The 12,609-nt window shown below is 71.2% G+C and carries 13 protein-coding genes; 3 read left to right on the top strand and 10 right to left on the bottom strand.

What is annotated here, in order from left to right; translation table 11 throughout:
- Nucleotides 1-4: 4 nt before the first annotated feature.
- From rbfA to rimP, 6 genes are all read right to left on the bottom strand, one after another.
- Nucleotides 5-466, bottom strand: a complete 462-nt coding sequence (gene rbfA / locus HFP15_RS30765) for a 30S ribosome-binding factor RbfA (protein ID WP_168520286.1) — start codon at nt 464-466, stop codon at nt 5-7.
- Nucleotides 467-491: 25 nt separating this feature from the next.
- Nucleotides 492-785: a DUF503 domain-containing protein gene (locus tag HFP15_RS30760; protein WP_168520285.1), complete on the bottom strand. Its 294-nt coding sequence runs from the start codon at nt 783-785 to the stop codon at nt 492-494.
- 69 nt (nt 786-854) lie between these two features.
- Nucleotides 855-3,791, bottom strand: coding sequence for a translation initiation factor IF-2 (infB, locus tag HFP15_RS30755; protein WP_168520284.1), 2,937 nt, complete (start codon nt 3,789-3,791; stop codon nt 855-857).
- A gap of 155 nt (nt 3,792-3,946) precedes the next feature.
- Nucleotides 3,947-4,186 carry a YlxR family protein gene (locus HFP15_RS30750; RefSeq protein WP_168520283.1) on the bottom strand — a complete coding sequence of 80 codons (240 nt, stop codon included), beginning with the start codon at nt 4,184-4,186 and terminating at the stop codon, nt 3,947-3,949.
- A gap of 83 nt (nt 4,187-4,269) precedes the next feature.
- Nucleotides 4,270-5,295 carry a transcription termination factor NusA gene (nusA, locus tag HFP15_RS30745; protein WP_168520282.1) on the bottom strand — a complete coding sequence of 342 codons (1,026 nt, stop codon included), beginning with the start codon at nt 5,293-5,295 and terminating at the stop codon, nt 4,270-4,272.
- Nucleotides 5,292-5,831, bottom strand: a complete 540-nt coding sequence (gene rimP, locus HFP15_RS30740) for a ribosome maturation factor RimP (protein ID WP_168520281.1) — start codon at nt 5,829-5,831, stop codon at nt 5,292-5,294. Before rimP ends, nusA begins: the two co-directional genes overlap by 4 nt.
- 109 nt (nt 5,832-5,940) lie before the next feature.
- Here rimP and HFP15_RS30735 point away from each other — a divergent pair, with 109 nt between their 5' ends.
- A complete protein-coding gene (locus HFP15_RS30735) occupies nt 5,941-6,870 on the top strand; it encodes a DUF4439 domain-containing protein (RefSeq protein ID WP_168520280.1) in 930 nt (309 codons plus the stop codon).
- Between the two features lie 15 nt (nt 6,871-6,885).
- Here HFP15_RS30735 and HFP15_RS30730 read toward each other — a convergent pair whose 3' ends face one another.
- Both HFP15_RS30730 and HFP15_RS30725 read right to left on the bottom strand, forming a co-directional pair.
- Entirely contained in the window at nt 6,886-7,518 is a 633-nt protein-coding gene (locus tag HFP15_RS30730) for a hypothetical protein (protein WP_312871827.1), read from the bottom strand.
- 33 nt (nt 7,519-7,551) lie between these two features.
- Entirely contained in the window at nt 7,552-8,571 is a 1,020-nt protein-coding gene (locus tag HFP15_RS30725) for an aminotransferase class V-fold PLP-dependent enzyme (RefSeq protein ID WP_168520279.1), read from the bottom strand.
- A gap of 81 nt (nt 8,572-8,652) precedes the next feature.
- Between HFP15_RS30725 and HFP15_RS30720 the strand changes: the two genes are divergently transcribed.
- The gene (locus tag HFP15_RS30720) at nt 8,653-9,378 is read left to right on the top strand and encodes a rhomboid-like protein (protein WP_312871826.1); all 726 of its coding nucleotides are present in this window, start codon (nt 8,653-8,655) and stop codon (nt 9,376-9,378) included.
- An 11-nt stretch (nt 9,379-9,389) separates the two neighbouring features.
- Nucleotides 9,390-10,166 (top strand): tyrosine-protein phosphatase, encoded by a 777-nt coding sequence (locus HFP15_RS30715; RefSeq protein ID WP_168520278.1) that lies wholly within the window; start codon nt 9,390-9,392, stop codon nt 10,164-10,166.
- A 44-nt stretch (nt 10,167-10,210) separates the two neighbouring features.
- Here the strand turns inward: HFP15_RS30715 and HFP15_RS30710 are convergent, their stop codons facing one another.
- Together HFP15_RS30710 and cysC are read right to left on the bottom strand one after the other, a co-directional pair.
- Nucleotides 10,211-10,714: a pyridoxamine 5'-phosphate oxidase family protein gene (locus HFP15_RS30710; protein ID WP_168520277.1), complete on the bottom strand. Its 504-nt coding sequence runs from the start codon at nt 10,712-10,714 to the stop codon at nt 10,211-10,213.
- Nucleotides 10,715-10,716: 2 nt separating this feature from the next.
- On the bottom strand, nt 10,717-12,537 hold the full coding sequence (gene cysC / locus HFP15_RS30705) for an adenylyl-sulfate kinase (protein ID WP_168520309.1): 1,821 nt from the start codon (nt 12,535-12,537) through the stop codon (nt 10,717-10,719).
- Nucleotides 12,538-12,609: the final 72 nt, after the last annotated feature.

Genomic DNA, 12,609 nt, shown 5'->3' with positions numbered 1-12,609 from the left:
CGGCTCAGTCCTCGTCTTCGTCGTCCTCTTCGGACTCACGAGGCGCGCGATAGGGGTCCGGGTCGCCGGCATGCGTGGCACCGGCCGATCGCCGGGCCACCTCCGCATCGGCCTCGCGGGCCTTCGCCAGCAGATCCTCGATGTGCCGCGCGGTGTCGGGCACGGTGTCCGCGACGAACGTCAGGGTCGGGGTGAACCGCACGCCCGTGCCCTGGCCGACCTTCGTGCGCAGCACCCCGCGCGCCGACTCCAGCGCCGCGGCCGCGCCGGCGAAATCCGGTGCCGCGTCGAGGTTTTCACCGAGCACGGTGTAGTACACCGTCGCGTCGTGCAGGTCCGCGGTCACCTTCGTGTCGGTGATCGTGACGTAGGTCAGCCTCGGGTCCTTGATCTCGTGCTCGATCGCGGACGCCACGATCTGCGAGATCCGCTTGGACAGCCTCCGCGCGCGTGCCGGATCGGCCATCGCTTCGCACCCCTTACTTTCTTTTCTAGTCTTCCGGTCCGAGCAGCCTGCGGTGCGCGGACAGCAATTCCAGCTCCGGCCTGCCCGCGACGAGGCGCTCGCACTCGTCGAGCACGTCACGAACGTGCGCGCCGTCGGCCGCCACGACCGCGACCCCGATCAGGGCACGCCGGTGCAGATCCAGGTGCCCGGCCTCGGCCACCGACACCTCGAAACGCTTGCGCAGGTCCGCGAGCAGCGGCCGCACCACCGAGCGTTTCTGCTTCAGCGACCGGACGTCGCCGAGCAGCACGTCGAACTCCAGCGCACCAACGAACATGTGTGTCCTTGCGGAAAGAGCGAGGCCGGGGCCAGCCCAGAAGGGCTGGCCCCGGAACGTTACCCGCTGTCAGACGCGAGGCTTCTCGCGCTGCTCGTAGGTTTCGATGACGTCGCCGACCTTGATGTCGCTGTAGGAGCCGAGCGTCAAACCACACTCGTACCCGTCGCGAACCTCGACCACGTCGTCCTTGAACCGCCGCAGCGAGGACACCGGCAGGTTCTCCGCGACCACGACATTGTCACGCAGCAGGCGCGCCCTGGCGTTGCGCCGGATCTCGCCCGAGGTGACCAGGCAACCGGCGATGGTGCCGAACTTCGAGGACTTGAAGACCTCGCGGACCTCCGCCTTGCCGAGCTCGACCTCTTCGTACTCCGGCTTGAGCATGCCCTTGAGGGCCTGCTCGATCTCCTCGATCGCCTGGTAGATCACGGTGTAGTACCGGACGTCGACGCCCTCGCGGGTGGCCCGCTCGGTCGCCTTGCCCTGCGCCCGCACGTTGAACCCGAGCACGATCGCGTCCGACGCGGTGGCCAGGTCGATGTCGGACTCGGTGACGCCACCGACACCGCGGTGCACCACGTTGAGCTCGACCTCTTCGCCCACATCCAGCTGCAGCAAGGCCGCCTCGAGCGCCTCGACGGTACCCGAGTTGTCGCCCTTGATGATCAGGTTGAGGGTCGAGGTCTCCTTCAGCGCGGAGTCCAGGTCCTCCAGGCTGACCCGCTTCCGCCGCGCCGCGTTCTGGGCGTTGCGAATCCGGGCCTGCCGCCGCTCGGCGATCTGCCGTGCGACCCGGTCCTCCTCGACGACCAGGAACGTGTCGCCCGCGCCTGGCACCGACGTGAAGCCGATGACCTGCACCGGACGCGAGGGCAGCGCCTCGGTGACGTCCTCGTTGTACTCGTCGACCATCCGGCGCACGCGGCCGTAGGCGTCGCCCGCCACGACCGAATCGCCGATCCGCAGCGTGCCGCGCTGCACCAGCACCGTGGCCACCGGGCCGCGGCCGCGGTCCAGGTGCGCCTCGATCGCGACGCCCTGGGCCTCCATGTCGGGGTTGGCCCGCAGGTCCAGCGCCGCGTCCGCGGTCAGCAGGATCGCCTCGAGCAGCCCCTCGATGTTGATGTTCTCGCGGGCGGAGATGTCGACGAACATCGTGTCGCCGCCGTACTCCTCGGCGACCAGCCCGTACTCGGTGAGCTGCTGCCGGATCTTCTGCGGGTTCGCGCCTTCCTTGTCGATCTTGTTGACCGCCACCACGATCGGCGTCTTCGCCGCCTGCGCGTGGTTGATCGCCTCGACCGTCTGGGGCATGACGCCGTCGTCGGCCGCGACCACGAGCACCGCGATGTCACTGGACTGCGCACCGCGAGCACGCATGGCGGTGAACGATTCGTGGCCGGGGGTGTCGATGAAGGTGATCGGCCGTTCGACGCCCTCCAGCTCGGTGACCACCTGGTAGGCACCGATGTGCTGGGTGATGCCGCCGGCCTCACCCTCGCGCACCCGCGTCTTGCGGATGGTGTCCAGCAGGCGCGTCTTACCGTGGTCGACGTGACCCATGACGGTCACGACCGGCGGCCGCACCTGGAGGTCCTCCTCGTCACCGGCGTCCTCGCCGTAGGTGATGTCGAAGGTCTCCAGCAGTTCGCGGTCCTCCTCCTCGGGGCTGACCACCTGCACGTTGTAGTTCATCTCGGAGCCGAGCAGCTCCAGGATCTCGTCGGACACCGACTGCGTGGCCGTGACCATCTCGCCGAGGTGGAACAGCACCTGCACCAGCGAAGCCGGGTTGGCGTCGATCTTCTCCGCGAAGTCGGTCAGCGAGGCACCGCGCGGGAGCCGGATGGTCTCGCCGCTGCCCTTGGGCAGCCGCACCCCACCGACGCTCGGCGCCTGCATGTTGTCCATGTACTCCTGGCGCTTCTGCCGCTTCGACTTGCGGCCCTTGCGCGAGGGGCCACCGGGACGGCCGAAGGCACCGGCCGTGCCGCCGCGGCCACCGCCGCCGCGCGGGCCGCCACCACGGAAACCGCCGCCACCGGCCGGGGCACCGCCACCGGGACCGCCGCGGAAGCCACCGCCGCCGCCACCGCCACCGGGGCCGCCGCGGAAACCGCCGCCGCCGCCACCACCGGGACGACCGCCACCGCCGGGACCGCCACGACCGGGCGCGCCGGTACGGCCACCGCCGCCACCGGGACGACCGCCACCGGGCGCGGGCCGCTGCGTGCGGCCGGGCATCATGCCCGGGTTCGGCCGCGGCGGCATGTTGCCCGGGCTCGGCCGGTTGCCGCCGCCGGGACGCGGAGCCTGCGCCGGACGCTCGCCACCGCCGGAACGCTCGCCACCGGAGGGGCGCTCGCTGCCGGGACGCGGGCCGCGGTCACCGGGCGGGCCGGGACGCGGCGCGGGCGGACGCGGCGCCGGAGAACCGGAGCCGACGCCGAACGGGTTGTTGCCGACGCGCGGCGTACGCGGGCCGGGCTTGGGACCGCCGGGCTTGGGGCCCTGCGGCTTGGGCGGTACGACCGAACCGCCGCCGCCCGGCGCGGCGGGCCCCGGCTTCGGGGCCTGCTGCTGGGGCTTCGGCTCCGCCTTGGCCGCGGGCACCTCGGGCCGCGACTGCGGCTGTGCGGGCTGCTGCTCCGGCTCCGCCGGAGGCTGCTGCTGCGGAGGCGCCGACGGCGCGGGGCGCGGTCCCGGCTTCGGGCCGGGCACGGCGCTGGGACGCGGCCGGTTCTGGCCGGCGTCGCCGGGCTTGGGTGCGGCCGGAGCCGCTCCGTTGCCGGGGCCGGGAACCGGCTTGCGGCCGCCGGAACGTCCGCCGGACCTGCCGTCCTTGGCGGAGAAGGCGTCACGCAGCCGCCGGGCAACGGGTGCCTCGACGGTGGATGACGCGGACTTCACGAACTCGCCCTGCTCCTTGAGCTTGGCGAGAACTTCTTTACTCGTGACACCGAGCTCTTTCGCGAGCTCGTGCACGCGGGCCTTGCCTGCCACTGCTCTCCTCAACTGGTGAGGCCAGCCAGGCTAGGCACCCGCTGACCTCGTCCTATCGTCGCGCGTTCATGGCTTCAGCTTCACGGCTGACTCATGACGGGTCGACCTGCTTCCTTCATTCCGGCTCAGGCGGAGGGGGATCCCCCGCCTGTAGTTCACCCGGCGTGCTGCTCGAGGTGCCGCCGCAACGCCGTGACGTCCAGTGTTCCAGGCGCCCGTAACGCTCTGGAAAACGCCCGCCGTCGTTCGGCCTTGGTGAGACACTCCGGTTCGGGATGCAACCACGCACCCCGGCCCGGCAGCCGTCGACGTTCATCGACGACCACGTGCCCCTCCTTCGCGACCACCCGCACCAACTCACCGTGCGAAGCTCGCCTCCGGCATCCCACGCACATCCGGACCGGTGCCTCCCGGTGTCCGGTACGCGTGTCATCCCGACGCGGGCCTCGAACCACGTTCGAGTTTAACCCGTCGCCTGTCACTCAGACGAACCGGTTGTTGCCGCGCGTGGCGACTCCTCGTGCTCGGCCACCGCGGCGTCGCTGCGGATGTCGATCCGCCACCCGGTGAGCCGGGCGGCGAGCCGCGCATTCTGGCCTTCCTTGCCGATGGCCAGGGAAAGCTGGAAGTCCGGCACCACCACGCGGGCGGTCTTCGCGCGCTCGTCCACCACCCGTACGGACACAACCTTCGCCGGGGACAGCGCATTCCCCACGAACCGGGCCGGATCGTCCGAGTAGTCGATGATGTCGATCTTCTCGCCGGCCAGCTCGCTCATCACGTTGCGCACTCGCGCGCCCATCGGGCCGATGCAGGCGCCCTTGGCGTTGACGCCGGGCACCGTCGAGCGGACCGCGATCTTGGAGCGGTGCCCCGCCTCGCGGGCGACCGCGGCGATCTCCACCGTGCCGTCGGCGATCTCGGGCACCTCGAGCGCGAACAGCTTGCGCACGAGGTTGGGATGCGAACGCGAGAGCGTGATCTGCGGGCCGCGCGCGCCGCGGGAGACCGTCACGACGTAGGCCTTGATCCGGCTGCCGTGCTGGTAGCTCTCCCCGGCCACCTGCTCGGCGGCGGGCAGGACGCCCTCCGAGTCGCCGACCTGCACGACGACCATCCCGCGCGCGTTGGCGCGGGCGTCGCGCTGGATGACGCCCGCGACGATCTCGCCCTCCTTGGTGGAGAACTCGCCGTAGGTCTTCTCGTGCTCGGCGTCGCGCAGGCGCTGCAGGATGACCTGGCGGGCGGTGGTCGCGGCGATGCGGCCGAACCCCTCCGGCGTGTCGTCCCACTCCTCGTCGACCTCGCCGTTCTCGTCCAGCGTGTGCGCGAGCACCCGGACGACCCCGGTCTTGCGGTCGATGTCGATCTTCGCGTGCGGCTGATGGCCGTCGGTGTGCTTGTAGGCGGTCAGCAGTGCCGACTCGATGGCCTGCAGCACCGTCTCGAAGGGGATGTCCTTGTCCCGCTCGATCGCACGCAGTGCGGCGATGTCGACGTTCACTTCGGCTCCTCCTCCGCGGTCCCGGCGGCGTCGATCTTCCCCGAAGCGTCGGATTCCAGCAGCTTCAGGTCCTCCGTCGGAGGTTGCTTGAACTCGATTTCGATCACGGCCTTGGCGACGTCGGCGTAGCGGACGTCGCGGATCTCGCCGTCGGTGAGCACCCGTACGGACTTCTCCCCCGCGTGCCCGACCCTGCCGACGAAGCCGGCGCCTTCGTGCGGGCTGATCCGGACCAGGCGGTAGCGGGCCCGGCGCCAGTGTCTCGGCATGGTCAGCGGGCGGTCCACCCCTGGCGACGTGACCTCGAGTGTGTAGGCGCCCGCGATGAGGTGCTCGTGCCGGTCGAGCGCGGCGGACACCGCGCGGCTGATCTCGGCCACCTCGTCGAGCCCCACGCCGTCGTCGGAGTCGACGACGACCTTCACCAGCTTCCGGCGCCCGGCCTGCTGGACGTCGAGGGCGTCGAGGTCGAAACCCGCGCCGGCGACCGCCTCGGCCACGACGGGCTCGAGTTTGCCGGCGAGTTCTCCTGGCACCTTGGCGCTCTCCTGTTTGTGTTGTCTTTCCTCTGGTGAGGGTCAAGCTTATCTTGTTCGCCCCCGTCACCGCCCGTGGTCACTCCCCCGCCTGGCAGGATGGCGCGACGTGACATCCCGTACTCGCCGTGAGGTCCTCCGGATGGGCGCGCTGGCGGCACTGGCCGTCCCGCTCGCCGCGTGCGACACCGGCTACTCCGACGAGCCCGATCCGCTGGCCCCGCTCGCCGAGCAGGCACGGGCCGACGCCGAAGCCGCGAACACCACCGCGGGCAGCGCCTCGGGAACACAGGCGGACATCGCGCGGCAGGTCGCCACGGCCCGCACCGCGCACGCGCAGGCGCTGCAGGCCGAGGTCGACCGGCTGAACCGGCCGAAGTCGCAGGCGCAGGCCACCAATCCGGCGCAGACCGGATTCGCCGGGCTGAAGGCGCGCCTGGCCACGGCGCGCGAACAGGCCGAGAAACTGGTCCCGCAACTGGAGCCCTACCGCGCCGGGCTCGTCGCGGCCGTGGCCGCGGGCTGCGCCGGGCTGCAGGAGGTCGGCGACCAGCTGGGGCCGGGCGCCGATCCCGCGCCGGTGGCGGCGACGAGTTCGGTGATCCCCTCGGACGCGGTCGAGCCGCTGCAGAAGGCGCTGGATGCCGAGCACGCCGCGGTGTGGATCTACTCGCTGGTGAGCGCCTTCCTGCCGGGCAACTACACCGCGGGCGTGAACGAAGGCGCGACCGAGCACAAGGACCGCCGCGACGCGTGCGTGCGGATGCTGACCGCCGCGGGCGCGACACCCGACGGCGCGGAACCCGCCTACGTCACGCCGAAGCCGGTCACGGACGCGACGTCGGCGAAGAGCGTCGTCGCGACGGCGGAGTCGGACGCGGCCGCGGCCTGGCGCGGCGTGCTCGACCGCACCACCGGCACCGACCTGCGCCAGGTCGCGCTCAACGCGTTGCTCGGCTCGGCCCGCCGGGGCACCCGCTGGCGCGAGGCCGCGGGCGAAACCCCCACCACCATCGCGTTGCCCGGCTCCAGCGCCTGAGCCCGCGGGTGGTGGCTACTTGCCGGGCTGAGCCGGAAGCTCCAGTGCTTCGCCGGCGACCCGGGTGAGGGTGGGCGGGTCGGTGTGGCCGCCGTAGAACCCGGCCAGCACGATCGTCACCTGTGAGCCGGTGACCCGTGAGGCGTATTCGCCGCCCGGGAGCTTGGGCGCGTCCGGCAGTTTCGCGGTGCCGTCGGCGACCAGATCGCTCACGTTGCCGGTGCCGTCGGTGTCGACGAGCTTCTTCAGCTCCTGCGCGTCGGCCTCGCTCGGCATCGTGACCACGGCGACCGACACCAGCGCCCGCGCGCTGCCCGCCGACGTGGCGTAGAGCGACCGCGACAGCCGCTGGCACGGGTGCGAGCCGAACCACCGCTTGACCGAGTCGGAGGATTTGGCCGCGCAGTCACCGCTCACCACGGGGCCCGCGGTCGCGACGAAGGAGAACTCCTTGGCCGGCGCCTGCGCCACCGGGGCATCGCCGGAATCGTGGCGCACGAGCCACCAGACCAGCCCGGCCACGACCGCGACGGCGACCAGGCCGAGTCCCTTGAACACGGCGGCACGGCCACCGTGACTGGGCGCGGACGCGATCCGGGGCAGCGGCGCGGTGTCGCCGCGCCCCGGCGGATATTGGGCACCAACCACGGGGAAACACCGTACTGGACCACCGGATCGCACTCACTCCAATGCGTGAAGAATCCGTTCGACATCACTCGCGGTGTTGTAGACGAAGAAGCCGGTGCGCGCCTTGCCCGCCCTGGCTGCGGCCCTGATCCCGGCCGCCGCGAGCCGCTCCACGTCGGCGTCGAACGAGACGATCGCGCTGTTCGCCTCGGGCAGCCCGAGGCCGCGGCGCAGGGAGTTGGCGAGCCCGACGCAGTGCGCGTGCACCGCCTCGAGGTCGAGTTCGCCGAGATAGGACAGTGCGGCCGCGGCGCCGACCTGAGCCAGCCAGACCGGGGACAGATCGAACCGTCGCGCGCTGTCCGCCAGCCGCAGCGGCAGCCCGTAGGTGGCCTCCCACGGATCCTGCGCGCCGTACCAGTTCGCGGCGACGGGCACCGTGCGCTCCAGCGCGCGCGGGTGCACCGCCATCCACGCGGCCCCGCGCGGCGCGAGCAGCCATTTGTATCCGGCCGCGACGACCCAGTCCGCCCAGTCCAGGCGCAGCGGCAGCCATCCGGCGGCCTGGGTCGCGTCGAGCAGGACGGGCACACCCGCGGCGCGCAGCGCGTCGAGGTCGGCCAGCGCACCGTCGGCGGACTGCGCCACGCTGACCGCGACGAGGTCGTATCCGGGCGCTTCGGCGGGCAGATCGGCGAGAGCGGTCTCGGTGACCGTGATCCCGCGGTGCGCCTGTGCCGCGAACGGGAACACCACACTGGTGAAGTCGTTCTTCGCGGTCAGCACCCGCGCGCCGTCCGGCAGGCCGGCGGCGACCATGCCGATGAGCGAGGACGCGGTGGCTCCGATCGCGACGGTGCCGGCCGGGACGCCGACCATCCGGGCGAAGCCGTCGCGGCCGAGGTGCACGGCCTCGTCGAATTCCGGCGCCCCGTTCGCCCCGGTGCGCCAGCGCTCGACCGCACGGCCGACGGCCTCGGCGGCGTGCGCGGGCGGGATTCCGATGCTCGGCGTGTTGAGGTAGGTGCCGGACACCTCGAAAACGCCGCTCCCCCACGATCTTTCCGTTGTCATGGCTCCAGCCTTACCCGGATTCTCAGAGGATTCACAGCAGAAGAATGGTTGGCTGACAGGGTGAGACCGGAGACTGGGGGCGTGCCCCAGGAAGCCCTACGCCCCAGCTGGCGGGTTCGCGCCGCGGTACTACTGCCCAGTCCCACGCTCACCCCGTTCACGTTCTGGTATCTCGCGTTGCTGCTCGTCACCACCGTCGTGCAGCGGCTGGTGGGCCAGACCGTCTCGGCGAAGCTGCTGGCGATGGCCAGCACCGACGCGCAGAACCTGTGGCACCGGCCGGTGCTCAGCCTGATCAGCAGTGCACTGTGGATCGAGGACTCGGGCTGGCTGGTCTACGTGCTGATCTTCGCGCTCGCGGTCGCCCCGCTGGAGCGGCGGATCGGCGCGGGCTGGACCTTCCTGGTGTTCGCCAGCGGGCACGTGCTCGCGACGCTGGCGACCGAACTTCCGGTGATGTGGGCGCTCTCGATGGGTCTGCTGCCGCATTCCGACGCGCGGTGGCTCGACATCGGGGTGAGCTACGGGTTCTTCGCCACGGCGGGCGCGATGGTGCCGGTGCTCGCACCGCGGCTGCGGCTGTGGGCGGTGGCCGCGATCGAGGCCTGCATCGCCGTGATCTATGTCACGGACGACCCGGGCTCGCTCGACGCGCTGGTGACTGTCGCGGGACACCTGATCGCCGCGCACATCGGGATGGTGGGCTGGCTGGGATGGTTGCGGCGCCGCGGGCTCGTGGGCACACTGCGGCTGCCCGATCGCCGGCCGCGCGAACCCGCGCCCTTGGCGCGTTCCGTCACGCCGTGAACTATGGGGGCATGCGATGGCTCGAACTCGAAGGGGCGGTCAACGCCCGTGACGTGGGTGGGCTTCCCACCGAAGACGGCAAGCAGATCGCGGACCGGAGGCTGTTGCGCTCCGACAACCTGCAAGGCCTGACTCCGGCGGACGTCAAGCTCCTGATCGAGGACTTCGGGCTGAGCACGGTGGTCGATCTGCGCGGCACGCCGGAGGTCACCTCCGAGGGCCCGGGCCCGCTGGCCGCCGTCGAGTCGGTGCGCCACGTGCACCATTCGGTCCTGCCGGAGCGCGGCAACGCCACCGACGCCGCCGCGGACGCACTCTTCCTCAGCGGCCGCCGCCGCGACCGCATGGCGCAGTTCCCGGAAGACCCGATGTGCGCGCTGTATCTGGGATATCTGGAAGACCGGCCGGAAAGCGTCGTCGGAGCGCTGCGCTCGATCACCGATGCGCCCGGCACGGTGCTCGTGCATTGCGCCGCGGGCAAGGACCGCACCGGGGTCGTGGTCGCGATGAGCCTCACGGTGGCGGGCGTGCGGCGTGACGCGGTGATCGCGGACTACGCGGCCAGCGGCAACCGGATCGGCGCGATCCTGGCCCGCCTGCGCGCGTCGCCGACCTACGCGCGAGACCTGGAGAAACGCCCCGACGACGACAACCGCCCCCGCGCGGAGACGATGGCGCACTTCCTGGAGCAGGTCGACACCCGGCACGGCGGGGTGCTGCCCTGGCTGTCGGAACACGGGTTCGGGGACCACGAGGCCAAGGCGCTACGGGAGAAGCTGGTGCTGTGAGGTGCTGGGCGGGACGAGCGGCTCCGCTCGTCCCGCCCGGCGCCTTAGCTTTCCAGGTACTGAGCGGTGGTGCCCGCCAGCGGCACCGGGCCCATGCCGAGCTTGCGGTGATCCCAGGTCCGCACGCGCTTCGGGTCGACGCGGACCACCACGCGCTTGTTCATCATCATCTCCACCGCGGGCTTGACGTCCTCGGTGTACGGGCCGTTGTAGCGCTCCCACACACTCACCCCGACGCGCCAGATCTCGTCCGCGTCGTCGCTGATCACGGCGTGGCCCTCGACCGACACGCCACGCAGCTGGTCATAGGTGTGCCCGGCCTCGATCAGCACCGTGATGCGGTCGTCGCGGCGCAGGTTGACGACCTTCTGCGATTTGACCTTCGTCTCGAACCAGATCTTGCCGTCCACCACCGCGTACCACATCGCGACCAGATGCGGCATGCCGTCGGGGCCGAGCGTGGCCATCGTGGCCGTGCGGCTCCGCTCCACGAACGTCGCGATCTCGTCGTCGGTCATGCGGATCTGCGCCCGCTGGTTCACACCCATGATCACCGGTCCAACAGGTTGAGGATGGCCGAGGCCATCGCGGCGGGGTCCCCGTCGCCCGGCCGGAGCACGAGGTCCGGCGCTTCCGGCGGCTCATACGGATCGTCGATGCCCGTGAACCCGCGGATCTCACCGGCGCGCGCCTTGGCGTACATGCCTTTCGGGTCACGTGCCTCGCACACCTGAAGCGGTGTGTCCACGTAAACCTCCACAAAGGCCAGCCCGGCCGCCTCGTGCGCGGCTCGCACCTTCTCGCGATCCGCACGATAGGGACTGATCAGCGATGCTACCGCCACGATCCCGGCGTCCGCGAACAGCCGTGCGACCTCCCCGGTGCGCCGCACGTTCTCGGCCCGGTCCTCGGCGCCGAAGCCGAGGCCGGCGTTGATCCCGTGCCGCAGGTTGTCGCCGTCGAGCAGGTAGGCGGGCCGTCCCGCCGCGATCAGCCGCCGCTCCAGCTCCACCGCGACCGTGGACTTGCCCGACGCGGACAGCCCGGTCAGCCACACCGTCAGACCGCGCGTCGGACGCTCGTCACGGGTGACCGCCGCGGAGTGCCACACCACGCGCGACGCGACACCGGTGATCATGCCCGCGGCGACCGTGTTGTTCGTGGCATCGTCGACCAGGATGAAGCTGCCCGTGGCCCGGTTGCGCCGGTACGGGTCGAACATCAACGGCTGCCGGGTGCGCAGCCGCACGCGGCCGATCTCGTTGAGCGACAAGGATTCCGCGGTCTCGTCCCGGTGCAGGGTGTTGACGTCCAGGCGGTATTCCAGGCCACGCACTTCGGCCGTGGTGGCGCGCGTGGTGTGCCGCAGCGTGTACGTCGAGCCCGGCGTCAGCGCTGTGGCGGCGTCGAACCAGCACACCATCGCGTCCAGGTCGCCGTTGCTCTGCGGCCGGTTTCCCGGGCGGCACAGCAGATCCCCGCGGGCCACGTCGAGATCGTCGGTCAGCTCGACCGTCACCGCCTGCGGCGCGAACGCCTCCTCGACCGGTTTCCCGCCGGGGCCCCAGATCGCGCGCACACTAGACCGGAACCCCGAGGGCAGCACGAGCACCTCGTCCCCCGGCTTGAACACGCCGCCGGACACGGTTCCCGCGTAGCCGCGGAAGTCCCGCGCGTGCTGCCGGATCACGTACTGCACCGGAAACCGCGCGTCGATGAGGTTGCGGTCGGAGGCCACGTGCACCTGTTCCAGGTGGTGCAGCAGCGGGGCGCCCTCGTACCACGGCATGCTCGCCGAGCGGTGCACGATGTTGTCCCCGTGCAGCGCCGAAACCGGGATGAACGTCAGGTCCGGCACGTCGAGTTTCATCGCGAAGCGCCGGAACTCCTCGCGGATCTCCTCGAACCGTTCGGCCGACCAGTCCACCAGGTCCATCTTGTTGACGCACAGCACGAGGTGCGGGATGCCGAGCAGGCTCGCCAGGAACGCGTGCCGCCGCGACTGTTCGAGCACGCCCTTGCGCGCGTCGACGAGCACGAGCGCGAGGTCGGCGGTGGAGGCGCCGGTGACCATGTTGCGGGTGTACTGGATGTGGCCCGGCGTGTCGGCGATGATGAACTTCCGGCGTGGGGTGGCGAAATACCGGTGCGCCACGTCGATCGTGATGCCCTGTTCGCGCTCGGCGCGCAGGCCGTCGGTCAGCAGCGCGAGGTTCGGATACTCCTCGCCGCGGTCCCGGCTCGCCCGCTCCACCGCGGCGAGCTGGTCGGTGAACAGGGTCTTGGAGTCGAACAGCAGACGGCCGATGAGGGTGGATTTGCCGTCGTCCACGCTGCCTGCCGTGGCGAGGCGGAGAAGCTGCTGCGCCATCTGTGTTTCGCGGGACACCCGCCCCCGCTCGGCCCGCACGATCGGGGCTCCGCCATCGTCGATCATGCCGGC

The sequence above is a fragment of the Amycolatopsis acididurans genome (genome assembly GCF_012328925.1).
GTDB classification, from domain to species: Bacteria; Actinomycetota; Actinomycetes; order Mycobacteriales; family Pseudonocardiaceae; genus Amycolatopsis_E; species Amycolatopsis_E acididurans.
The sequence above is the reverse complement of the archived record's forward strand: the minus strand, read 5'-3'. Positions and strand labels throughout refer to the sequence as shown.